General features: G+C 61.6%; 20 protein-coding genes and 1 pseudogene. 9 read left to right on the top strand and 12 right to left on the bottom strand.

Annotation, left to right across the window (positions count from 1 at the left end; genetic code table 11):
* Window positions 1-750: pseudogene (locus tag CFR78_RS11990) on the bottom strand (IS3 family transposase); the annotation flags it as partial.
* Between the two features lie 106 nt (window positions 751-856).
* Here CFR78_RS11990 and CFR78_RS16650 point away from each other — a divergent pair.
* A complete protein-coding gene (locus CFR78_RS16650) occupies window positions 857-985 on the top strand; it encodes a hypothetical protein (protein ID WP_258366089.1) in 129 nt (42 codons plus the stop codon).
* Between the two features lie 96 nt (window positions 986-1,081).
* Here CFR78_RS16650 and CFR78_RS11985 read toward each other — a convergent pair whose 3' ends face one another.
* Window positions 1,082-2,128, bottom strand: a complete 1,047-nt coding sequence (locus tag CFR78_RS11985; protein ID WP_258366088.1) for a purine nucleoside permease — start codon at window positions 2,126-2,128, stop codon at window positions 1,082-1,084.
* Between the two features lie 812 nt (window positions 2,129-2,940).
* Here CFR78_RS11985 and CFR78_RS11980 point away from each other — a divergent pair.
* Complete coding sequence (locus CFR78_RS11980; RefSeq protein ID WP_167331796.1) at window positions 2,941-4,122, top strand: carbohydrate porin; 1,182 nt, start codon at window positions 2,941-2,943, stop codon at window positions 4,120-4,122.
* A 98-nt stretch (window positions 4,123-4,220) separates the two neighbouring features.
* Here the strand turns inward: CFR78_RS11980 and CFR78_RS11975 are convergent, their stop codons facing one another.
* The gene (locus tag CFR78_RS11975; protein WP_034931864.1) at window positions 4,221-4,838 is read right to left on the bottom strand and encodes a glutathione S-transferase family protein; all 618 of its coding nucleotides are present in this window, start codon (window positions 4,836-4,838) and stop codon (window positions 4,221-4,223) included.
* The gene (locus CFR78_RS11970) at window positions 4,835-5,863 is read right to left on the bottom strand and encodes an adenosine deaminase (RefSeq protein WP_034931862.1); all 1,029 of its coding nucleotides are present in this window, start codon (window positions 5,861-5,863) and stop codon (window positions 4,835-4,837) included. Before CFR78_RS11970 ends, CFR78_RS11975 begins: the two co-directional genes overlap by 4 nt.
* Before the next feature lie 198 nt (window positions 5,864-6,061).
* Between CFR78_RS11970 and CFR78_RS11965 the strand changes: the two genes are divergently transcribed.
* Genes CFR78_RS11965 through CFR78_RS11945 form a run of 5 tightly spaced genes read left to right on the top strand, consistent with a single transcriptional unit; the run spans window position 6,062 to window position 10,859 of the window.
* The gene (locus CFR78_RS11965) at window positions 6,062-7,153 is read left to right on the top strand and encodes an ABC transporter substrate-binding protein (protein WP_051672107.1); all 1,092 of its coding nucleotides are present in this window, start codon (window positions 6,062-6,064) and stop codon (window positions 7,151-7,153) included.
* Window positions 7,138-7,944, top strand: coding sequence for an ABC transporter ATP-binding protein (locus CFR78_RS11960; protein ID WP_240471443.1), 807 nt, complete (start codon window positions 7,138-7,140; stop codon window positions 7,942-7,944). Before CFR78_RS11965 ends, CFR78_RS11960 begins: the two co-directional genes overlap by 16 nt.
* Complete coding sequence (locus CFR78_RS11955; protein WP_034931860.1) at window positions 7,944-8,747, top strand: ABC transporter permease; 804 nt, start codon at window positions 7,944-7,946, stop codon at window positions 8,745-8,747. The genes CFR78_RS11960 and CFR78_RS11955 overlap by 1 nt, the downstream gene beginning before the upstream one ends.
* Window positions 8,748-8,784: 37 nt before the next feature.
* Window positions 8,785-9,798, top strand: coding sequence for an isopenicillin N synthase family dioxygenase (locus tag CFR78_RS11950; RefSeq protein ID WP_034931859.1), 1,014 nt, complete (start codon window positions 8,785-8,787; stop codon window positions 9,796-9,798).
* The gene (locus CFR78_RS11945; RefSeq protein ID WP_034931858.1) at window positions 9,795-10,859 is read left to right on the top strand and encodes a LacI family DNA-binding transcriptional regulator; all 1,065 of its coding nucleotides are present in this window, start codon (window positions 9,795-9,797) and stop codon (window positions 10,857-10,859) included. The genes CFR78_RS11950 and CFR78_RS11945 overlap by 4 nt, the downstream gene beginning before the upstream one ends.
* Window positions 10,860-11,128: 269 nt before the next feature.
* Here CFR78_RS11945 and CFR78_RS11940 read toward each other — a convergent pair whose 3' ends face one another.
* Window positions 11,129-12,130 (bottom strand): aromatic ring-hydroxylating dioxygenase subunit alpha, encoded by a 1,002-nt coding sequence (locus tag CFR78_RS11940; protein WP_007398604.1) that lies wholly within the window; start codon window positions 12,128-12,130, stop codon window positions 11,129-11,131.
* Between the two features lie 121 nt (window positions 12,131-12,251).
* Here CFR78_RS11940 and CFR78_RS11935 point away from each other — a divergent pair, with 121 nt between their 5' ends.
* Window positions 12,252-13,211: an ABC transporter substrate-binding protein gene (locus CFR78_RS11935; protein ID WP_181417533.1), complete on the top strand. Its 960-nt coding sequence runs from the start codon at window positions 12,252-12,254 to the stop codon at window positions 13,209-13,211.
* Between the two features lie 131 nt (window positions 13,212-13,342).
* Here the strand turns inward: CFR78_RS11935 and add are convergent, their stop codons facing one another.
* The 7 genes from add to CFR78_RS11900 form a co-directional block, all read right to left on the bottom strand.
* Window positions 13,343-14,383: an adenosine deaminase gene (gene add / locus CFR78_RS11930; protein ID WP_034928720.1), complete on the bottom strand. Its 1,041-nt coding sequence runs from the start codon at window positions 14,381-14,383 to the stop codon at window positions 13,343-13,345.
* A gap of 135 nt (window positions 14,384-14,518) precedes the next feature.
* A complete protein-coding gene (locus CFR78_RS11925; protein WP_034928688.1) occupies window positions 14,519-15,868 on the bottom strand; it encodes an NCS2 family permease in 1,350 nt (449 codons plus the stop codon).
* A gap of 27 nt (window positions 15,869-15,895) precedes the next feature.
* Complete coding sequence (locus tag CFR78_RS11920; protein WP_034928690.1) at window positions 15,896-17,299, bottom strand: M20/M25/M40 family metallo-hydrolase; 1,404 nt, start codon at window positions 17,297-17,299, stop codon at window positions 15,896-15,898.
* A gap of 106 nt (window positions 17,300-17,405) precedes the next feature.
* Window positions 17,406-18,632: a cytochrome P450 gene (locus CFR78_RS11915; RefSeq protein ID WP_034928693.1), complete on the bottom strand. Its 1,227-nt coding sequence runs from the start codon at window positions 18,630-18,632 to the stop codon at window positions 17,406-17,408.
* Window positions 18,633-18,691: 59 nt separating this feature from the next.
* Window positions 18,692-19,945 carry a hydantoinase/carbamoylase family amidase gene (locus tag CFR78_RS11910; protein WP_034928696.1) on the bottom strand — a complete coding sequence of 418 codons (1,254 nt, stop codon included), beginning with the start codon at window positions 19,943-19,945 and terminating at the stop codon, window positions 18,692-18,694.
* Window positions 19,946-19,952: 7 nt separating this feature from the next.
* Window positions 19,953-20,831, bottom strand: a complete 879-nt coding sequence (locus CFR78_RS11905; RefSeq protein WP_034928722.1) for an alpha/beta fold hydrolase — start codon at window positions 20,829-20,831, stop codon at window positions 19,953-19,955.
* Between the two features lie 78 nt (window positions 20,832-20,909).
* Window positions 20,910-21,617, bottom strand: coding sequence for a GntR family transcriptional regulator (locus CFR78_RS11900; protein ID WP_007398594.1), 708 nt, complete (start codon window positions 21,615-21,617; stop codon window positions 20,910-20,912).
* Between the two features lie 161 nt (window positions 21,618-21,778).
* Between CFR78_RS11900 and CFR78_RS11895 the strand changes: the two genes are divergently transcribed.
* Window positions 21,779-22,594: a class II aldolase/adducin family protein gene (locus CFR78_RS11895; protein ID WP_306417767.1), complete on the top strand. Its 816-nt coding sequence runs from the start codon at window positions 21,779-21,781 to the stop codon at window positions 22,592-22,594.
* The last annotated feature ends 33 nt before the right edge of the window (window positions 22,595-22,627 follow it).

The following is a 22,627-nucleotide window of genomic DNA, read 5'->3' as shown; positions in this document are numbered from 1 at the left end:
AGGACAGGACCTTGCGCGTGAACCAGTCCATGATCGCCACGAGATAGAGAAATCCCCGTTTCATGGGAATATATGTGATATCGGAACACCAGACCTGGTCAGGCCGATTGATGACCAGATCCCGTAGCAGATATGGATATTTCCGATGCTCCGGATGGGGCACGGTCGTGCGCGGCTTCTGGTAGATCGCCCGCAGGCCCATGATCGCCATGAGCCGCCGGACCCGCTTGCGGCCCACTTCATGTCCCTGGCGGCGCAGATGCCATGTCATCTGCCGTGAGCCATAATACGGCGTTTCCAGGAACTGGGCGTCGATCAGCCGCATCAGCTCCAGATTGGCTTCGCTCTGTGGCACAGGCCGATAGTAGACGCCCGACCGGTTGAGTTGCAGCAGCGTGCATTGCCGGATTATCGGCAGGCATGCTCTCTTCGGGTCAATCATCTGCCGCCTCTGATCACGCCCAACCGAGCAGAGGCATCCCGCAAAAAATCCCGTTCCACCAGCAACTGGCCGATCTTGGCGTGCAGTTTCTCTACATCAGCAGGGCTGACTGAAGGTTCCGTTACTGACTTACCAGAAAAAAGGCTTGCCATGCCTTCGATCGCCTGGCGCTTCCATTGGGCGATCATCGTCTGATGCACGCCATGTTTCGAAGCCAGTTCCGCCAGCGTCAGTTCCCCACGGATCGCCTCCAGCGCAACCCGTGACTTGAACTCTGCCGCATACCGTTTCCGCGTAACCTTGCCCATAAAACCCGTCCTCGTTCAGGCCAGATGATAGCTTATCGCCCTGTCCGAAAAATGGGGACCACCTCTGAACATCTACAATCTGGGTGATTTCCATTACCTGTCAGGTGTGGAAGCCATTACCACTAACGCCTATCAGACAACGGCGGCCAATGGCCAGACAGTCGCGCAGAACTCGCCAGCCTATTATGTAGCCAGTACCTTTGCCGCCATGGTCACGGTTTCCACCGGTTTCTGACGGCAGGAAACAATGGCCTGATCAGGCGTTTTTTAAAAAACCGGACGGATGGGAAACATCCCCATCCGTCCGGTTCATTTTGTATATGGATGGCGGTTATGGAACCCGACTTTCATAAAGGTTCCAGTGGTCCGCAAGCTTGCGGACCACAACGCTGCCGACCGTGTAAGCGGCCTCGACCGAGGGATCAAAGCCGGAAAATCCCTTTTCATCAGCTTCAGCCGCAAGGAGCTGGGCCGGCGTCTCTCCGGCTGGCGGCATGTCGAAATTGCTTGCCGTGCGCAGCACGAGAACGCGGTTCAGATCGACCTTTCCTGCATCGGCAAGAAAACCCAGGGCTTCCATGAAGCCCGCATCTTCTTCCGCCGTCGTGACAAAGCGGCCCTTGCCTTTGGTCCAGTAATGGACCCAGCCTTCCGCCCAGGAATTCATCCTGCCCCCTACCCAGAAAATACCGGCCGCCATCGTGTCGCCCAGATCAACGGAGGGCGGCTTCCCTGCTGATGGAAAGGTGCCGTAGCGTTCCCGCATGGCGGCCAGTTGCGGCGTGTCGGCCAGATGCACGTTTTTGGTCTGTGCATAGGCCCACTGCACCAGTGACGGTCTGAGGGTGAAAAGATTGTCACCCCAGTAGGAATTCGCTGGCGGCATGGGCTGGGGATCAGGGCGGGTGCCCTGTATCGGGGTAAAACCGTTGGGCCAGTCGGCGGGTATCTCGCGCGGGTCTATGGCATGGCCCACATCGCCGCTTACGACATGGGGTGCCCACACCGCTGATCCGACCGATCCTGTATTCGGATCGATACCGCCAATACCGGCAAGAAGAAAATAGGCGTGCGTCAAATCAAAGCGCGGGTCATCACCCAGTGCCGTAATCGTTGCCGCCATGCGTGTCGGGCCTTCTCCGGTCACGACACCCAGTACGTGCAGGTCCGGGTTATAGCGCAGCCGACGGTACCGCCCCGGAAATGGCAGGACCTGCGGCAGCGGCAGTTTTTCGACCCAGTGCTGGAATTCTCCCGGCTGGTCGCCCTCGTCATTGCCAATCTCGAATGTCGTGACCACCACGACACGCACGGGAATTTTTGCAGCCTGCGCCCGCGCCCCGTGCACCGGCACTGTCGTGGCAAGCAAGACTGCCATGTATCTGAACGTACGGAACCCTGATTTCATGAAGCCTGCCCACATTCAAGTAAAGACCTTCTGTTTGGATATATTATGGCCCGGCGGAACAGCCTGACCCAGACTTGGGATTTCTGATCGGTTTTCTGCAAGGCATGATGCGACGATGCGGGGCATCAGGTCCATGATTTTCATGGAAAGAATAGACGGGCGGTTAGATAGGCATCCGTATGCGCGACCGGGATCGCCCCAGCATTAGTCGATGGTAACCAGGGCATCGCAATCCATCTGGAGACTGTTTGAAAAACCTGCCAGGAACATATGCCAGGAACATATCCAGTAAGTACAGGGAAGTTTTTGGCCAGAACCGGCGTTGCATGCGCGCGTCTGGTCCGGGTGCAGCGGCACGGACGGGGGCACAACCCCTGCCCCTTGTCTGACCGCATCAAAACATGGCCTTGCGCGCGGCAGCGCGGACCGGGCCATTAATGCAGATATGCCCGGACGCAGGATTGCAGCCGGGCAAAAATCATTGTTTTTGTTACGGAACGGTTCTACTTTCCAGGCGGATCTAATGACTGGTCGGTCTGGATAGGCAGCCATTATGTTAGAATATAGTGTATCTTCAGAAGTATTTTATAATGCGCACCTATCCGGCCCTGATCGTAATGTCTTTTATGGCACCGCTTTTTTCCCAGGCCGGCCATGCGGAAGGGAGTTATGCGGGAATCTTACCCGAAACCGTGTCCAATATCGGTAAGAATCTAATAAAATCAGGGATCTACCCAAAGGCATTTTTTGACGATACCCTGTATGGCAATGCTGCGGGGGGAATGAAAAAGGAAACGATCGTTTTTCATGAAGCCTATTTTGGCGCGGATCTGGACATGGACCGGATTGCTGGCCTGTCTGGAACGGTTATCCGTTTTGCGCTGGATTCCCGCTTTGGCGGCAATCCGCAGGGTGTCAATGACATGGCCGGTTCCGGCGCATCCTATTTTCATGGCAGCGGGCCGGACAACCAGACACGCCTGACGCAGCTGGAAATCGAGCAGCATCTGTTCCACGACCGGTTACGGTTCAGCGCCGGAAGGATGCAGCTTGCGTCATTCTTTGCAACATCACGCCTGTACTGCCTGTTTCAGCTCGGTATGTGCGCCAACCTTGACCCGGTTACATGGTCCAGTAATTCCGAGGCACCCTTCTGGCCGGTATCGGTCTGGGCGGGTGAAGTAACGGCCATTCCATCCCGTCATAGCTATTTCCGCCTTGGTGCCGAAGAGTCCAATCCGGAACAGTATTACAGTGGTGGCTTTCCCTGGGGTTCCGGCTGGTCGCTCAATACCGCGACTGGGGTGCATATCATGGTGGAAGCAGGATATGAGACGGGGCACAAGACCCGCCTGCCCGGACGGTATGACATAGGCGCTTATGAAGATACCAGCCCGGTTGCCGATTACCGCTATGATGTGCATGGCGGCAGGATTGCCTTTACCCATGCCCCGGCCCGCATGTACTCCGGCCAGAGCGGCATCTACGCCCAGTTCGAACAGACGGTCTGGCAACGTGGCGGCCCGCGGCAGGTGACGGTGTTTGGTGGCCTGGTTGTCGATACGTCCGGTCACTCGTTGCAGAAGGACTATTTCCTGCTGGGCTTTGTGTGCAACGGCCCGTTTTCAGGCCGCCCATATGATTTCCTGGCGTTCAAGGCCACGGGGCACCGGCTCAACAGGAACGCCACGGGTTATCTGAATGACGAAATCATGGCATCTGGCCGGACCGGGCACATGGTTCCGCATGAGGAAACACTTGAACTTGATTACAGCGCCCACCTGTTTGCCGGGGTAAGGCTTGCGCCATTCGCCGCCTTCATCTTCCATCCAGACCAGCAGGTGTACACCATCACGCAGCCTGATCCGAGGGTTGCGTACAGCCTGTCGGGGGGCGTGGAACTGTCCTTTTCACTGGGAGAAGCCGCAGCCCTTACACCTTTCGGGCTGGCACGATCATACTGACTGCCCCTTGCGTGAAGGCCCGACTGCCATCGGGGCCGTGCGCGGCAATGACGGTGCAGTGGATGAAAACACTGGATGCAACCATGGCGGCGCCCATGTCAGCCCGCCGGCAGCAGCGGCTCCCATGCCCGTCGCGCGGCAATGCGCTCCAGCCACGCCCGGACCGCTGGAAACGGCGCCAGATCCTGCCCGCCTTCGGGCGAGAGCATGACATAGACGTGGCATGCCAGGTCAGCAAGCGTGTAGGCCGCGCCGTACAGATAATCCTGTCGTGACAGGTACGTATCGAGAAATTCCAGGCAGGCACGGCCTTTTTCCTGTAGCGCACGCATGCGCTCCGCATTGGCCTTTTCCGTTCCATTCCGCCGGAAGAAACGCGGCAGGGCCAGGGCGGGAGACAGGTCAGCCTGTTCCCAGAACAGCCATGCCATGACCTGGGCGCGCCGGGTCGCATCGCGGGGCAGCAGCGGCGTGTTTTCGGCAAGCCATGTCAGGATCGCGCCTGATTCCCACAAGGCCGTTCCATCGGGGCAGACCAGCACGGGAACACGGCCCAGGGGAGAGAGACGACGGAAGGCGGCATCGGCGAAGGTGCGTTCCGGGTCCCTTATGGTCACACGTTCATAAGGCAGGCCCCGTTCAGCCAGACAGAGCCGGATTTTCCAGCAGTTTCCCGATAGCGGCAGTTCATAGAGCCGGAGCGGGCCGCCCGTCATGCGTCCATCGCCCCTGCCTGCCATTCCCGCACGGCGCCATCCAGTTCCGCGAGATGGACGGCCACCTCTTCCGCGGGCAGGAACGACCCCGTGAATCCATTGCGCGCGACCGTAATGATGTCCGCATCGGACAGGCCGATTCCCGTCTGGCAGGCCCTGAAATTGTCGTCAATGTAGCCGCCAAAATAGGGCGGATCATCAGAGTTTATCGTCACCTTCACGCCCGCGCGCAGCAATGTGCCCAGATTATGGGCGGCAATGTCGGGAAAGACCCGCAGGCAGACATTGGATAGCGGGCATACGGTCAGCGTAATGCCGCGTTCGGCTATGGTGCGGACCAGGGCCGGGTCTTCCGCACATCGTACGCCATGGTCGATGCGATCGACATGCAGCAGGTCCATGGCCTGGCGCACATAGCCCGCATCCCCTTCTTCACCCGCATGCGCCACGGTATGCCACCCCCGGCGGCGGGCTTCGGCAAAGACGCGCGTGAATTTTTCGGGTGGATTGCCAATTTCGGGGCCACCCAGCCCCAGGGCAAGCACATGCTGCCGGTATGGCCGGGCAAGGTCCAGGACTTCAAAGCCTTCGTCTTCCGCATACTGGCGTTGCAGGCCGAGTATGAGGCCGGAACTGATGCCCATGTCGGCGCGGGCGGCGGTCATGCCTTCGATCACGCCTTCCATCATGTCGGCAAACGCAATGCCGCGACGCAGATGCCCCTGGGGGCTGAAATAGATTTCGGCATGCCGCACGCGGTCGGCATGCGCGCGTGTGAGATAGGCATGGGTCACTTCGGCAAAGTCGCGCGGCGTGCGCAGCACCCGCAGCCCGGCATAATAAAGGTTCAGGAAAGACTGGAGATCGGTAAAATGGCAGGCCGCGCGTGCCTCCTCCTCGGAGTGGAACGGGATGTCCACGCCATTGCGCGCGGCCAGTTCCAGCAACATTTCAGGTTCGAGCGAACCCTCGAGATGCACATGCAGCTCGGCTTTAGGCAGTCGGGAGACATCGATCATCGTCATGGGTTCTCCAGGCGGCGGGACTGACGGAAACCATGGAGCGCGGTTTTCCATCGCCTTTGCGTTTTTATGTAGATCCGTGTCGCAGGTCATTTTTCGGGTTGCTGAAAGCGTTCTCATACTTATATTATTACTTTACTGGAACGAAAAGAGACAAAATTCCGACAGTCCCGTTCGACGGTATCCGGTCCGGAGTCCCTTATGCCCCCGTTATCGCGTCTCCTGCATTATCTGACTGCCGTGTTCCTGCCCTTTGCCACGGTCGCGCCCGCCTGTGCCGCCAGCCCGCGTCATGTCACGATTGCGGTTGGCACGGCGGTGCTGAACGCCGACTACCCGATGCTGACCCTGCCCCAGAGCCTGGGCTACTGGAAATCCGCCGGATACGACGTGCAGGTCGAGCCCGTGGGCGCATCCCAGCAGGCGTTGCAGCAGATGGTATCGGGCAACGCGCAGTTTGCGCAGGTCAATGCCAGCGTCATTGTGCAGGCGGATACCACGCATGGCCTGGGCGTGCGTGTGGCGATGGAAAATGCCGCGACGGACTGGTCCATTGCCGTCCCGGCGGATTCCCCGATCCGGACGGCCACGGACCTGAAGGGCAAGACAATCGGCGTGTTCAGCCTGGCCACGGGGGGCATCCTGCTGCTGAACAGTTACCTGCGGCAGAATGGCCTCAATCCCGCTACGGATGTATCGCTTATCCCGCTGGGACTGGGTGCGCCACCCGTCCAGGCGCTGGGGCATGGACAGGTGGATGCCCTGCTCTACTGGGCGGCCCCCATGGCGCAGTTTGACAACGTGGGGCTGAAGCTGCGCCACATCACGCCACCGGACTGGCCGACATATCCCGATTTCTCGCTATCCGTTATGAAGGATACGGTTGCCGCCGACCCTGACATGGTTGTTGCGATCGCACGCGGCATGGCAATGGCCACCGTCTTTGCCGAGGCCAATCCAACCTGCGCCCTGCGGTGGTTCTGGCACGACCATCCGGAGGCGCGTGGAACCAATCTTGATGATGAAACGCAGCTGCGCTGGGGCCTGCATTCGCTTACTGCGGAACTTGCCAGCCAGCACAATGCATTCGTGCTGAATGGTGGCCAGAACTGGGGGGAGGCACAACCGGCGGGCTTCGAAAGACTGCAGACCCTGCTCCATGATGCGGGGCTGATTCCGGGCACCATTCCGGCTACCGATTACATGGTCCGGATTCCTGACTACATGCGGCGCGTCAATGATTTCGATGCCGCCGCCATACGCGAGCAGGCCGCACGATGCACGATTCCATGACGGGGCCATGCGCTGCCGGCCACCCGCTGGTCCACATTGCCGGGCTGGGCAAGACCTATGCGGGGGCGGATGGCCTGCCCGTACAGGCGCTGGACGGTATAGACCTGTCGATCGGCAGGGGTCAGTTCACCTGTGTGGTCGGACCCAGCGGCTGTGGCAAGAGTACGCTCCTGCGCATCCTTGCCGGGGTCATGCCAGCCGGGTCAGGCACGATCGAGATTGCCGGCAGGCGCCTTGATGGCCCCAGCCGGGACGTCGGGGTTGTCTTCCAGTCCCCGGTGCTGCTGCCGTGGCGCAATATCCTGTCCAATGTCATGGTTCCGGCCGAGGTACAGAAACTGCCCGCCGATGATGCGCGCGCGCGTGCCCGTGATCTTCTGGACATGGTCGGCCTGAGCGATTTCGCCCACCGTTATCCCGGCGAACTGTCAGGGGGCATGCAGCAGCGCGTCGGGCTGTGCCGCGCGCTGGTCCATAATCCGTCCCTGCTGCTGATGGACGAACCCTTCGGCGCGCTGGACGCCATGACACGCGAGACCATGAATCTCGAACTGCTGCGCATATGGCACGAAAAGGATGCCACCGTCCTGCTGATCACGCACAGCATTCCCGAAGCCGTGTTCCTGGCTGATCAGGTCGTGGTCATGGCCGCGCGACCGGGGCGCATTGTTGCGAACTACCCTATCGACCTGCCCCGCCCGCGGCGGCTGGACATGTTCTCCACCCCCGCGTTCGGGGCCCATGTCCGCCGTATCCGGAGCCATTTCAACAGCCGTGGAGAAATTGACTGATGGCCACGCCGCGTGCCCTGACCGCTGTCTTCTCCAGTCCCCGTGCCCTTTCGCCCGTTGTATTGCTGGTTTTGCTGGCTGCCTGGGAAGGCGCGGTGCGCGCACTGCATGTTCCCGCAATCGTCCTGCCCGCACCCAGCGCGGTGGTGCAGGCCCTGTGGCTGGAGATCCGCTCGGGCACGCTGTGGCCCCACTTTCTTGTAACCTGCGAGGAAATCCTGGCCGGGTTCGGCATCGGGGCCATCGTGGGCATCGGGCTGGGTGTGCTGATCGGGCAGTCGCGTTTTCTCGAACAAGTGTTCTACCCCTATCTGGTCGCGGCCCAGACCATACCGAAGGTTGCCATTGCACCGATCCTGGTCATCTGGCTGGGGTACGGGCTGTCGTCGAAAATTGTCATCACGGCTACGATCGCGTTCTTTCCCGCCCTGTCGAATACCATCGTGGGGCTGCAGGCAACCCCGCGTGAACAGATGGAAATGCTGCGCGCCTGCACTGCCACACAATGGCAGATCTTTTGCATGGCACGGTTTCCGCAGGCACTTCCCTATATCTTCGCCGGGCTTGATGTCGCGGCGGTGCTGTCGGTTATCGGTGCCATTGTCGGGGAGTTCGTCGGCGCGCGCGCCGGGCTGGGGTACCTGATCCTGCAGATGAATTTTTCCTTCGACATGGCGGGGGTCTTCTCGATCCTGCTGGTCCTCTGCCTTATCGGCATATGCCTGCACCTGGCTGTCGGTCTGGTCCGCCGCCGTGTGCTGTTCTGGACGGCGGGCCAGGCCGATCCGCTGCCCGGACTGTGATGGTGCCTTTCCCTTCCCTGCATCAGGATATGTTCCCATGATCAACGCCGTACGTGCCGCCAGCCGCGAGGAAGTGCCCGTGCTGGACCTTGCACCGCTGACCCATGGCCAGCCGCTGGAGGCCCTGGCGGCAAAGCTGGATGAAGCCTGTCGTGAAACCGGTTTTTTCTACATTGCCAATCATGGCATCGACCCGCAGGTGCTCAGGGACGTCTTTGCGGCAACGCGACGGTACTTTGCACTACCGGAAGCGGAACGCATGGCCCATCTCATGCACCCGGTCTACCGGCGCGGCTTCATGCCGCAGGGGATCAACCAGCATCCCGGTTTTGTTGCCGATCTCAAGGAAAGTTATGAGATTGGCGTGGACCTTCCCCCCGATGATCCTGATGTCATGGCCCGGCTGCCGCTGCATGCGCCCAACCAGTGGCCGGAGGACCTGCCCTGGCTGCGTGCGGCGGTCGATGCCTATTTTGGCCAGGCGCGCGCGCTGGGAGAGCGGATGCTGCGCCTGATCGCCACGGCACTCCGTCTGGATGAAGGCTTCTTCCTGCCGTATATCAGGAAACCGATGGTCCAGATGCGGCTTTTCCACTACCCGCCCCAGCCCGCCATATCGCCGGACAATGCCTTCGGCGTGGCCCCCCATACCGATTACGGCATGTTCACCCTGCTGGCGCAGGACCCGATCGGGGGGCTGGAACTGCGCAAGCGCGATGGCGAATGGATTGCGGCCCCGTTTGTGGAGGATACGCTGGTCGTCAATATCGGTGATCTGTTCCAGCGCTGGACTAATGACCTGTATGTCTCCAACCCGCATCGGGTGGTCAACCGCACCGGGCGGGAACGGTATTCGATCCCGATGTTCTTCAACCTGGATTACACCACCCCTGTCACCTGCCTGCCCACGTGCCGCCCTGCCGGCAACCCGCCACGTCATGAACCGATCCTGTCCGGTGACTATCTGGTAAGCCGTTTCCGGACCGTGCAGAAATTCCGCCCCGAGGACCATCCGGCCACGGCGGATACCCCACCGCAACCCGCCCCATGACGGACCCGACCGACAGCCCCGTCCCACCGCCGGGGGCCGAAATCACGCTGCGTGACGTGGCGCGCCTGGCCGGGGTGTCGGTTTCCACTGCCTCGCGCGTGATCAATCGTACCTGTGGCGTATCACCCGCTTATGCCGCGGCGGTGCAGGCGGTGCTGGAGCGGTTCTCCTACATTCCCAACAATGCGGCGCGCGCGCTGGTGCGCCAGAAGACACGAACCGTCGGGCTGGTGGTGCCAACCCTGTCCAACCCCCTGTTCGCGCCATCCATCGCGGCGATCGAGGCGACATTGCGCGATGCAGGTTACGGGCTGCTGGTCGCCTGTTCGCAGCGCGCGCCGGAACGTGAGCTGGAACAGGTGCGCATGATGATCGAACGTGGCGTTGATGGCATGATCCTGACCGGCTCGCATCACCTGCCCGCAACCCTTGGCCTGCTGGCCTCACGCGGGGTGGTGCTGGCAACGCAGGATGATCCGGCCGCCTGTGCGGGCGCGCTATCCGTTGCCATGCAGGATGCTGCGGCAATGGCCACGGTGATCGACGCGCTTGTCATGCGCGGGCATCGCACCATCGGAATCCTGACCGGCCCGGTGGAAAATACGCTGCCCATCGCAGAACGCCTGCGTGGGGCAATACAGCGCCTGGAACATCACGGACTGCCGCATGGAGCGGGCCACATAATGGAAACGGCCGATTATCAGGCCGCATCCAGCAGGCGCGCGGCACGCACCCTGCTGGACCGGGTGCGCGGCCTGACGGCCATTGCCTGCACCGGCGATATCCTGGCCATCGGGACCATCATGGAATGTCGCAGGCGCGGCCTGCGCATTCCGCAGGATATCAGCATTGTCGGGTGCGGCGATACGGTCATGAGCCAGTTCGTTGATCCACCGCTGGCAACCATCCACCTGCCTTTTGGTACAATGGGTGAACAGGCGGCACGACGGTTGCTGTGCGTCATGGCGGGCCGTCCTTTGCCACCGACCCGCCCGCTGCCCTTCCGGCTCATACAGCGCCATACCCTGAACCGCATGCCCCGCGTGCCGCCAGGGGCGTAAAAAAAGCGCAGGCCGCCACTGCGGGCAGGGCCAACGGACATCAATATCCGCCCGCCTTTCATCCGGCGGCCGGTTGGCCCCCATCTTTTCCACGGGCATTCCCCCGGCGTTCCCGTAAGGAAGGCATGGCGGCGCGGCCGGGTCGGGTGCTGGACCGTGGGTTCTGCGGTACACGGCATGGTATGGTGGCATGCCTCGCTGCTGCTGCTTGTGCCGCAGCCACCCCCTGCCCTGTGGTTCCGGCATGACAGGCCCCGGCAGTCCGGGTTTTATGCCTTTTTCCCGCCATGCAGGAATTCGCGCATGCGGCGGCGCATGATCAGGCCGGGCTTGTCACTGGCCATGTGGATCTCGACCCCTTCCGATGTATCAAGCGGAACCATCGGGTCGGTCAGTTCCAGGACCTGGCGGTCTTCACTTGTGATACGCCGGTCAAAGGCCCGGACCTGTGATGCGGGAACGTCCTCCTCCCGGTCGTTGCGCATCACGAACTGGTTGAAGCGTGTCGTGCCATCGTCAACCGGTGTCAGCCAGGTGACAAGGACATTGGTCAGGCCGTTGGGGTAATTGATCTCGGCAATCTGGTAAAAGGGCATGATGAAGCGGGAGATGACGTTACGGACCGTATTGTCATCGTGCATCTGCAATGCATCGCGCATATCCTCGGGATTGCGGACGGCAAAATGCAGTTCCGCCACAAAACCGGTTTCGGTCTCGGTAATATCCGTGCGGGCCGGGGCGGGATCGCTGTCGCCAAAGCTGCCCTTGTGCACGAATGAGAAATGCGCCGTATCGAATTCATTTTCTATGATGCGCTGCGCGGAACAGGCCCAGTCTTCCGAAAATTCGAAAATCTGGCGATATCCCGGTTTTTCGAAGTGGGGAACATGGGGCAGATCGAAGGCGGGCTCGCCCGGGCAGACCCAGACCTGTCCGTAGCGCTCGGTGCAATGCAGTGCCTTCACGCCAAACTGGGGGCCGGCATTGGTTACACTCTGCGGCACTGAGACGCACCGCCCGTCCCCGCGGAAGGCCCACCCATGATAGGGGCAGACAATGCGTCCCTCCTCCACCGTTCCGCCAGACAGGCGGGCGCTGCGATGCGGGCAGCGGTCAATGACCGCATGCGGCCTGCCATCTTCGTCGCGCCAGACCACAATATCCTGCCCCAGAAGGCGGAAGGCACGCGGTGCATCGGACAGTTCATGCATGGGGAAGAGGCAGTACCAGAAATCCCGCAGTCGTGGTTCCTGTGTGGCAAGCATATTCATGACCTTATCAAGATGTTTTTTGTTATTTATACGTTACGATAACGCAGCGCATGCATGGCAGGTGAAAAAGATCGTGTACGGACAAAAAATTTCTCGTCGTGCCCTTGTCATGACAGGCTGCATGGGCGCAGGGGCCGCCCTGGCCATGCCTTATGTCGGTGCGCGCGCGGGCACCCGGCCCTTCACGCTGATGACCAACTGGTACGCGCAGCCCGATCAGGGCGGGTTTTACCAGGCACGGGAGACGGGCCTGTACCGGCGTGCAGGTCTGGATATACAGATCCGCAGCGGCTCACCGCAGCTCAATGCGCCCCAGATGCTGCTTTCGGGTGCGGTGGATGCCATTATCGGTTTTGATACGCAGGTTATCCTCCAGCGTGCGAAGGGGCTGCCGGTAAAAGCGGTCGCGGCCATCTTCCAGCAGGACCTTGAGGGACTGATCGCCCATACCGATGTGAACCAGCCGGAGGAACTGCGTACGCGTACCCTGCTGCTCGCTCCCTCCTCCATGGCGGCCTACTGGCCGTGGATGAAGCAGCGCTTCGGTTTTTCGGACAACCAGGTGCGGCCTTACGCCTATAACCTGCAGCCATTCGTCATTGATCCGTCCGTTGCCATCCAGGCCATTCTCACGGCCGAACCGTGTGACCTGCAGCGGCGCAACGTGCCATTCCGCTTCTTTACCCTGGCGGATTACGGCTATCCGCCCTATTCGGGCACGATTGTTACGCGTGACGACACGCTGACACAGGATGCCGGACGGCTGCGTGCCTTTTTGAAGGTCAGCATGGAGGGATACCGTGATTACCTGCTTGGGGACCCGACACCCGGCAATAATGCCATAATGCGCGAAAACCGCCTGCTGGACGCAGCACATGTTGCCTGTGCGCGTGATGCGCTGCGCCGGAGCAATGCCTGCTTTTCCGGTGATGCCGTGCAGGGCGGGCTTGGCATCATGACTGCGGCACGCTGGCAGGCCACCGCGCGCATGATGGCGGATACGGGCCAGATCGCTGACGCGGCTGTATGGAAGGAGGCGTTTACGACGGAGTTCCTGCCCACCACGTCGGTCGTGCCGTAAACTGCATGGCAGTATGGGACCGCGCCACGAAAAGCGGGGACAGCAGGTTGAACCCGGCAAGGGCGAAGACCGTCAGGGCACCCATCCGGTACAGGGCCATGCGATCCTCTGGCCCTGCCGGCGGTCCTGCCTTACGCGGCAGGCACCATAAGCCCCTGCTGCCGGGCAAACGCATCCAGCCGGTCCAGATAGGTGCTGCGTTCCCCCTCCCCGATCCAGGCGGCGTTGAAGGCATTGCGGCTGATGGCCAGCAGTTCCTCCGGTGTCAGCTGCGCGCCGTCACGCGCCATCTTCATGGCTTCGGTTATATAGACACTCTGCATGTATCCCGGGTCATCGGAATTGATCGTAATGGTCAGCCCGGCATCCAGCAGGGCGCGGATGTCCTTTTCGTTACTGCCGGGGCGGATCGCCATGTTGGGGAACGGACAGACCGTAAACGGGATGCGTCGTTCCCGCGCCTGCTTCAGCAGTTCCGGCCTTTCAAGCACGTTCAGGCCATGGTCAAGCCGCTCGCTGCCCAGATCCTCCAGCGCCTGGCGGATATGTTCATGCGTGTTTTCCTGATCAATGTCGCAATGCATCGTCACATGCAGCCCGGCATCGCGGGCGCGCTGGAAGACATGCGCGAATTTGGCGGGCGGATTGCCCTTTTCATCGGAATCCAGCCCGACACCAACAATTTCGGACAGATAGGGCAGCGCCTGTGTAAAGGTTTCATCCGCTGATTCAGCACTCATTTCCCGGATGAAGCACATGACAAGCTGCGAATGGATGCCAAAATCCTTTTCCGCATCCCTGCGTGCGCGGCCCAGGCCGGTGATGACCGTCCTGAAGGGAACGCCGCGACGGGTATGAAGCTGGGGGTCGAAGAACATTTCCGTATAGAGAACGTTCTGCGAGGCAACCTTCTTCAGGTAGGCATAGCACAGGTCATAGAAATCCTGCTCCGTATTGAGCAGTTCCATGCCTTCGTAATACAGGGCAAGGAAGGATGGCAGGTCATGGAAGCTGTAACCGGAACGGATTTCCTCTTCCGTCCGGTTTTGCAGCGGGTGGCCATGACGGCGGGCCAGGACGATTTTCAGCCCCGGTTCAAGCGTGCCTTCCAGATGGACGTGAAGCTCGGCCTTGGGCAGCGCTTCAATAAAGGTATCAGAAGCAGACGTCATGGTAAGGAAGCCCTTATGGTCCTGTTGCGCCATGCAGCATACAGGATTGTCATGGAAATGAAACGATGCCGGCAGGGCTGGCGGCGCGCGCGGTCACGCTGTCCCGCGCCCTTCCCGGCCCCTGATGGTGGCCGGTCATTTATGGATATGGGTCTGGAGGACCAGGTACAGTAGCAGCGTTGCATCCAGCCCCAGCAGGATGGGAGAAAGGCGCCGCCACTGCCGCTGTGCCGCCACCACCAGCGTATGGACCAGGCAGCCACTGGCCAGTGCGATCATGAGATTGGTGGTCGTGGCGATGATGACGGTAATCAGCAGGGGCGGCAGCCAGTTTTCCGGGCGGCCCGTGTCCAGTTCCGCAATGCCGCGCAGCATCATCAGGCCGACCATGACCAGCGCCGGGGCCGTGGCCTGCGCCGGGATGATGGTGAAAAGCGGCCACAGGAACAGGCAGATGAAGAACAGGAAGGCAATGACCACGCCCGTCAGGCCGGTCCGGCCGCCACTTTCAATCCCGGCAGACGATTCAAGATAGACACCGGCGGTGGATGTGCCCAGAACCGCGCTCAGCATGGCGGTCATGGCATCGCCGATAAAGGCCCGGCGCGCATGCGGGATCTGCCCGTCGGGCGTGCGCAGGGGCGGCCGGCCCGCCACGGCCATCAGGGTTGCCGTGGCCGAAAAGAAATCGGTCAGGAAAAAATACAGGGTCAGCGGCAGCACCGCCACAAGGTTTGATGCATAGCCACCAAAGTCAAACGCCATGAAATACTGCCACGGATATCCGGGCCAGTCCCATAGCCGCGTGGGCAGACGGGTCATGGGCGCGCCATCGGGCAGGTGCACGAACATGCCCGCCACCGTCAGCGCCATGATGGATACCAGCAGGGCCGCGGGCACCCGCATGGCCACCAGCACGGATGTCAGCAGCAACCCGCCATAGGTCAGGATCACATCGGGATGGGACAGGTCGGCAAAGCCGATCCGCCCCCCCTGCACCGTCACGATGCCGCCGTTATGCAGGCCGATATAGGCAATCAGGACACCCAGCCCGCACTGGATGCCCAGCTGGATGGACGCAGGCAGCGCCATAATGATCTTTTCACGCCACCCGCTTAACGACAGGGCAAAGAACAGGAACCCGCTGATGAAGATCATGGTGAAGCCGATGCGATAGGTCTGGCCCATCTGCAGCATCACCACCTGTGCCAGCATGACATTGCTGCTCATGCCCGGTGCCATCGCCAGTGGCAGGCGCACCCACAGCGCCATGATCAGCGTGCCGATAATCGCGATCAGCGCCGTGACAATCACCAACCCGTGGCGGTCCAGCCCCGCCGTGGCCAGGATCATGGGGTTGACGATCAGCACATAGCTCATGGCGCCAAACGTGGTCAGGCCCGCCATGCATTCGCGCGGCACCGTCGTCCCGGCTTCCTTCAGCCCGAACAGGCGCTCAAGAAGGCCGCCACGGTCATCTGGCATGTGATCTGGACCCACCCGAATCTCCTGTCATGCATCAGTCTGGCTGGCATAGGCACCCAGAATGCGGACCCAGGAGCGGATGCCATGGTACAGGCTGTCAAGATCGTATTTCTCATTAGGGGAATGGATGCGGTTATCAAACCGGGCGAAACCGATCATGAGACTGTCCATGCCCAGCAGGGTGCGGAACGACGAGATGACAGGAATACTGCCCCCGGTGCCGGAAATCGCGGCCGGCCTTCCCCATTCCGCGCTGAGGGCCGTGCGGGCGCGTTGCAGCAGTTCGCCATCAATGGGCAGGCTGGCGGGATACCCCACGCCGTGGTTGATGAAGGTAACCGTGCAGTCCGTGGGAACACGGGCGCGGATATAGGCACGGAAGGCCGCCCGTATGGTCTCGGGGTCCTGTTCGCCCACCAGGCGGAAGGAAACCTTGGCCGATGCGCGTGAAGGCAGCACCGTCTTGAACCCCGGTTCGCTATAGCCGCCCTTTATCCCGTGCACCTCAAAGCTGGGGCGCGCCCATATCTGTTCAAGCAGGCTGTATCCCTGCTCCCCGGCGGAAATGCTCAGGCCGAACTGGCCAAGGAAATGTCCGGCATCAAAAGGCAGGCGATCCCATTCCTGCCGGACTTCCGGCGGGAGTGGCGCCACGCCATCATAGAATCCCTCCAGCGTAATCCGGCCGTCTTCATCATGCAGGTCGGCCAGTGCGCGGGTCAGGACATGGAACGGGTTGCGCACCACATTGCCGTACATGCCCGAATGCAGGTCCCGGTCGGCACAGGTGATTTCAATCTCCTCGCTGACCAGTCCCCGGACCGAGGTGGTCACGGCCGGGGTCTCGTCATCCCACAGGTCCGTATCACAGACCAGGGCAATGTCATGGGAGAGTTCGGGGGCATTCCGCGTCAGGAATTCCGGCAGGTTGCGGCTGCCGACCTCTTCCTCGCCTTCCAGCAGGATGGTCACCGCAATGGGCAGGCTGCCGGTCACCTGCTTCCATGCGCGGCAGGCTTCAAGGAAGGTCATCAGCTGGCCCTTGTCATCCGATGCACCACGGGCCACGATCTGCCGGCGCCCGTTCGCCCCCTGCACGATCCGGGGTTCAAAGGGCGGGCTGTCCCACAGGTCCAGCGGGTCGGGGGGCTGCACGTCGTAATGGCCGTAAAACAGCACATGCGGGCCGGTCGTCGCCGCCGTATCGTGCGCGACCACAACGGGGTGGCCCGGTGTTTCACGGCTGCTGGCTTCAAACCCCATGGCGGCCAGGTCATCCACCAGCCATTGCGCCGCCCGTGCGCAGTCGGCGGCGTGGGCGGGGTCGGTGGAAATGCTGGGGATGCGGATCAGGTCACACAGCCGGGATAGAATGGTGTCCATGCTGGCATCGACTTGGTCCAGCACGTCCTGTACGGTTTTCTGTGTCATGCCTGTCTCGAGCGTCGGGCCTGGGGCCGGGGGGCACGATGGCCCTGTCCCGCCGTGTCAGGCGTTACGGATTCATGAAGTGGATGGGAAAGCCGGAGCGCTGCGGTCATGCCCTGTGGACCATGAGTGATTCCAGCCCCCGGAAGTGAAAACTATTGGCATAAACCGGTGGTGCCGCAAGCCTTAAAGTGGGGCAGCGGCGGAACAGCAGCGCAAGTGCCACCTGCATTTCAAGCCGTGCCAGCGGCGCCCCCAGGCAGAAATGGATGCCCCCGCCAAAAGCCAGGTGGCGCGTTGCCTGCCCCGGCACGAAATGGTCAGGCCGGGGTGCAATGGCGGGGTCATGGCTACCGGCGCCCAGCAGCAGCCCGACCTTTTCCCCCCGCGCAAGCTGGATGCCCGCAATGTCCAGATCTTCCAGCGCGTAGCGGGTAAAAAGCTGCAGGGGGGTGTCAAAGCGCAGGCATTCCTCCACCGTGCGCGCGATGGCTTTTTCATCCGCCAGCAGGTCGCCGGGGTCCAGCCCGCTTTCCATGATGGCCTTGATGCCGTTCCCCAGCCCATGCACCGTCGCCTCATGCCCCGCGTTCAGCAGCAGGATGCAGTTGGCAACCAGTTCGTCATCAGTGATCTGCTCGCCCTCGTCACGCGCGTTCAGCAGGCGGCCGATCAGCCCCTCCCGGCTGCCTGTGGCGCGCATGGCCAGGAAATTGCGGATGAACGCGCAAAACGCATGGGTTGCGGCCACCGCCTGTGCTTCATCTTCCGCCGTGCGCCCGAAATGGTACATGCGGACCATGCGGTGTGACCATTCCAGAAGCTGCGGGCCACTTTCAGGTGGCACGCCCAGCATGCCGGTAATGATGCGCAGCGGAATGGGGGTGGCGAAAGCGGGGATCAGGTCAAAGGCCCCGTCATCGGGAAAGCGGTCGATCAGGTCGTTCACGACCTGCGTCAGTTGCGGCACAAGGGCTGTAATCTGGCTGGTGACAAAGGCGCGGTTCATCAGCCGCCGCAGCCGGGTATGGTCGGCCCCTTCCTGTTCCAGCAGGGTCAGGTCATCAACGGCATAAAAGGGGCGCACCTGTTCGGGCAGTGGCGGCCAGCCCAGTTCCTCACGGCTGGCAACATGGCGCAGGCTGCGGCCCAGACGGGCATCCCGCAGGGCGGAAGCGACGGTTTCGTACCCAAAGAAACACCAGAACCCGTACTGTTGCCAGAACACGACCGGCGCCGCCTCCCGGATGGTCCGGTAGGCTGCGTAAGGATTGGCCACAAAATCAGGATTGCGGGGATCAAGATCCAGAATCCGCGCTTCACGATCAATCTTCACATTTACCGTTCCATTTGTTCTGGTTTTGCAACCAACCCTTCATGCGGGCGACGGATATGTCAATGTGGCGTATGCGTTTTCTGTTCCGCACTACCCAGTTCCACCATCATGTCAGCCAGAACCTGCGCCCCGGCCCTGACCTGCCGCGGTGTGGTCCATTCCTGGGGCGCGTGGCTTATCCCCCTGTGTGACGGCACGAAAATCATGGCGCTGGGGCACAGCATGGCAATGTTGCGCGCATCATGCCCGGCGGTGGACAGGATGGGCATGGCGGACAGGCCATGACGGACCGCGATCTGGCCGATCATCTGGCGGAAACCGGGATCAAAAATGTTTGATGCGGCATCAACCAGCGGGTGGACCGTAATCGTGCATGGGGTGTGCAGGGCACGGACCGCCTGCCCGATCTCATGGCCTGCGCCATCCAGTACCGCATTGTCGGGATGCCGCAGGTCGATACTGAAGCGCACCCGCGACGGGATCACCGATGGCGCATTGGGTTCGACCAGCACCTGGCCAATGGTAAAGCGGATGTCCGGTCCCAGGGCCTGCATGCGGTCAAACAGGGTATCGGCCAGGGCAGCGAAGGCGCGCAGGCTGTCGGCCCGCGCGGCCATGGGCACCGTTCCCGCATGTCCGGCCGTGCCCTCGATCTCGATACGGTATGTCTTCTTGCCCTGTATGCCGGTCACGATGCCAATATCCACACCGGCGGCCTCCAGTTCCGGACCCTGCTCTATATGCAGTTCAAGATAGGCCGCGGGCGTGAAGCCAAGCGCGCGCCGGGGCAGGTCCGCAAACTGGGCCAGGAACCCCGCCAGCACGTCACCCAGCGTGCGTGTGCCACCATTTTCGTGCCCGGCACGGATCGCATCAAGTGCGCGCACCCCGGCAAATGCTTCCGAGCCACTCATGCCCGGTGCAAAACGCGATCCCTCCTCGTTCATCCAGCCCACCACCATGATGTCACGCTCGGGCCGGATGCCCTGCTCCACCATGCTGCGCAGGCCCTCCAGCCCGGCCAGCACGCCCAGTATGCCATCAAACCGGCCACCCGTGGGCTGGGTGTCGATATGGCTGCCCACCAGCAGGGGGGCGTGTTCGCGCACCCGCCCGGGCAGGGTGATGAACAGGTTGGCGGCCGGGTCAACCGATATTTCCAGCCCGCTTTCCCGCGCCCAGGCCATGATCTGCCGCCAGGCCACGGCTTCTTCATCGCTCAGGGCCTGACGGTTGACCCCGCCTTCGCAGAAACGGCCGATTTCGGCCAGGACCATGAGGGTTGACCACAGCCGGTCAGCGCAAATGTGCATGGGCCGGTCAGTCCAGTGTTTTCATGACCTGATCGGGCCGGGCCCGGGGGTCACGCTTCGTCCACTGCCCGGCCTCGACCTGTGCAAGGAATTCCGCCAGCAGGGTGTTGAACAGGTCGGGCTCCTCCAGATTGAGGGTATGGCCCGTCTTGGGCAGCACCGCGAGACCTGCCGCAGGCAGCACGCGCTTGAGGAACAGGCCGGGCAGCAGGCAGTGATCGTCCTCATCCCCATTCATGATCAGCGAGGGCACGTCCATGCAGGAGAGTTCGTGCTCCAGTTCATGGAAGGAGGGCCTGCGCGCCTGCACGCCGCGCATGGTCAGCGCCGCCCCCAGCGTGGAATGGGTGGCAAGGCGGGTGACAAAATCGTTCCACCCGCGCGGGTCCTTGTTCTGGAACTGCACGCGGCTGGCACCCTGCCCGTAGATCGGGGCAAAGGCCCCGGCTCCCATCTGCTCGAAATTGTCGGCCACTTTCAGCGAGACATCACGGAAATAGGCCTCACGCCCCGGTTCGCACCCGTAACCCGCCCCCGCAATGGTCAGGGACAGGCAGCGTTCGGGCACTTTCAGCCCCATATGCACCGTGGTGAACCCGCCCATGGACAGGCCAACCACATGCGCGCGCTCCAGCCCCAGCCCGTCCATCACGGCCACCGCGTCGGCCACCGCCATGTCCTGTGAATAGGCTTGTGGGTCTGTGGGGATGTCCGAGGGCGGATAACCGCGCGCGGCATAGGTTACGCAGCGGTAGCGGCGGCTGAAATACCGCATCTGCGGTTCCCAGCTGTTATAGTTGCCGCCAAATTCATGGATAAACAGGATGGGAATGCCGCTTCCCGCTTCCTCGACATAAAGGTTGGCCCCGTTGCCTGCCACCATCATCGGCTTGCGTCCTTCAATCAGTGTGAAATGTCGGCTGATATCGATATACCCTGATACCGATATTGCATACATTTTCCATCATTGAAAAGACGCAATGAAGTCCCGCATGTCATCACTGAGCAGATTGACGTGATCACGCATGGTGGCATGCGCCTTTTCCTCGTCATGGGCGAAGATGGCCGCCATCACCTGTTCATGTTCGGTCAGGGTATTGGCAAAGCGGTTGGGCTGGAAGGTGACGCGGCGGCGGTAGGCGGCGGTACGGTTGCGCAGGCGGCGCGTCTGTTCGGCAAGGTAGAGGTTGCCCGCCGCTTCGTAGATCGCTTCGTGGAATTCCTGGTTGATGTCATAGAAACCGTCCACGTCCTGCCCGCCCGATGCCGCGACAAGGCGGGCGTGGATTTCCTCCACCCGTGCGCGTAGCTGGGGGGTGACGCGGCGGGAGGCAAGGCGTGCGCACAGCCCTTCCATCTCCGCCATCACCTCGAACATCTCGATCACGGTCTGCGCGCTCATCTTGCGGACCGTGGCCCCCATGCGCCCGCGCAGTTCCACCATTTCATTGGCCGCCAGCAGGCGGAACGCCTCGCGCACCGGCGTACGCGAGACGGCAAAGCGGGTGGCGATCTCGTTCTCGTCCAGCCGCTCGCCCGGCACCAGGTGCCCCGATGCAATTTCACGGGCCAGATGATCGCGGATCTTTTCGGCATGCGTGGCCGACGGGGGCGCCGCGTTCCTGCGCGCGGACGCGGTGGGGGCGGATCTGGCGGGGGCTGACCGGGACATCAAACTGTTTTTCCTTCTGCGCGGCGATGCATGCATATTCTTTTACAGGGCTTCCGCCCGGCGGCAAACGGGCAATGCCCTTTCCGGTATGGCGGGGGGCAGCGCGCACGGGCGCTGCCGGCGCAAAAGAACTTGACGTGTTTCGGTAACGCAATGTATGCATTTTAACGAAAATCGTATTCATAACCGCGCGGCAGACGCGCATTCGGGAGAGCGCCATGGAACGCGATGAATGGCAGGCCCGCAGGGATCTGGCCGCATGCTACCGCCTGGTTGCGCGCATGGGGCTGGATGACCTGATATACAACCATATTTCGATGCGGGTGCCGGGAACGGACGACCAGTTCCTGATCAATCCCTATGGCATGCTGTTCGAGGAGATTACGGCTTCCAGCCTTGTCCGCATCGACCTGGAAGGCCGCAAGCTTGATGACTCGCCTTATGATGTCAATGCAGCGGGCTTTGTCATTCACGGCGCCATCCATCAGGCCCGGCCGGATGCGCATTGCGTGCTGCATGTCCATTCCGAGGCAACGGTATCCGTATCAAGCCAGAAAGGCGGCCTGCTGCCACTCAGCCAGTTTGCCATGTGGTTCTGGGGGCGGCAGGGCTTTCACGATTACGAAGGCGTTGCGCTGGAAATGGGCGAACGTGCCCGTATCATCGACGATATGGGTGATAATCCCGTCCTGCTCATGCGCAACCACGGGTTGCTGACAGTAGGCCGCCAGCCCTCCGAAGCGTTCATGATGCTCTATTACTTTGAAAAGGCGGCCCGTATCCAGCTCCGCCTGCAGGCAGCGGCCGCCAGTGGCCCGGAAGCCGCGATCTGCGTGCCTGCCCCCGCCATATGCGACAGGGCGGCCAGCCAGTTCTGGAACCGGTCCGGCGATATCCTGCCCCCCGGCCAGCGTGAATGGAATGGCCTGCTGCGCCAGCTTGAGCGTGACGGTGCCACACCGGATTACCGCCTATGATCCCTGCGCCCCGCAGGTCCCCGCTACTTCAGG

The sequence above is a fragment of the Komagataeibacter rhaeticus genome, assembly GCF_003207855.1.
Classification (GTDB): domain Bacteria; phylum Pseudomonadota; class Alphaproteobacteria; order Acetobacterales; family Acetobacteraceae; genus Komagataeibacter; species Komagataeibacter rhaeticus.
This window is presented reverse-complemented; position numbering and strand designations above follow the sequence as displayed.

Coding starts and splice junctions, on each gene's coding strand:
- CFR78_RS11965 (WP_051672107.1), top strand. CDS start 6,062: ATGCCCCCGTTATCGCGTCTCCTGCATTATCTGACTGCCGTGTTCCTG.
- CFR78_RS11935 (WP_181417533.1), top strand. CDS start 12,252: ATGGGCGCAGGGGCCGCCCTGGCCATGCCTTATGTCGGTGCGCGCGCG.
- CFR78_RS11970 (WP_034931862.1), bottom strand. CDS start 5,863: ATGACGATGATCGATGTCTCCCGACTGCCTAAAGCCGAGCTGCATGTG.
- CFR78_RS11950 (WP_034931859.1), top strand. CDS start 8,785: ATGATCAACGCCGTACGTGCCGCCAGCCGCGAGGAAGTGCCCGTGCTG.
- add (WP_034928720.1), bottom strand. CDS start 14,383: ATGACGTCTGCTTCTGATACCTTTATTGAAGCGCTGCCCAAGGCCGAG.
- CFR78_RS11960 (WP_240471443.1), top strand. CDS start 7,138: ATGCACGATTCCATGACGGGGCCATGCGCTGCCGGCCACCCGCTGGTC.
- CFR78_RS11975 (WP_034931864.1), bottom strand. CDS start 4,838: ATGACGGGCGGCCCGCTCCGGCTCTATGAACTGCCGCTATCGGGAAAC.
- CFR78_RS11955 (WP_034931860.1), top strand. CDS start 7,944: ATGGCCACGCCGCGTGCCCTGACCGCTGTCTTCTCCAGTCCCCGTGCC.
- CFR78_RS11940 (WP_007398604.1), bottom strand. CDS start 12,130: ATGAATATGCTTGCCACACAGGAACCACGACTGCGGGATTTCTGGTAC.
- CFR78_RS11900 (WP_007398594.1), bottom strand. CDS start 21,617: ATGTCCCGGTCAGCCCCCGCCAGATCCGCCCCCACCGCGTCCGCGCGC.
- CFR78_RS11920 (WP_034928690.1), bottom strand. CDS start 17,299: ATGACACAGAAAACCGTACAGGACGTGCTGGACCAAGTCGATGCCAGC.
- CFR78_RS11925 (WP_034928688.1), bottom strand. CDS start 15,868: ATGCCAGATGACCGTGGCGGCCTTCTTGAGCGCCTGTTCGGGCTGAAG.
- CFR78_RS11910 (WP_034928696.1), bottom strand. CDS start 19,945: ATGCACATTTGCGCTGACCGGCTGTGGTCAACCCTCATGGTCCTGGCC.
- CFR78_RS11905 (WP_034928722.1), bottom strand. CDS start 20,831: ATGATGGTGGCAGGCAACGGGGCCAACCTTTATGTCGAGGAAGCGGGA.
- CFR78_RS11945 (WP_034931858.1), top strand. CDS start 9,795: ATGACGGACCCGACCGACAGCCCCGTCCCACCGCCGGGGGCCGAAATC.
- CFR78_RS11985 (WP_258366088.1), bottom strand. CDS start 2,128: ATGGCAGTCTTGCTTGCCACGACAGTGCCGGTGCACGGGGCGCGGGCG.
- CFR78_RS11980 (WP_167331796.1), top strand. CDS start 2,941: ATGAAAAAGGAAACGATCGTTTTTCATGAAGCCTATTTTGGCGCGGAT.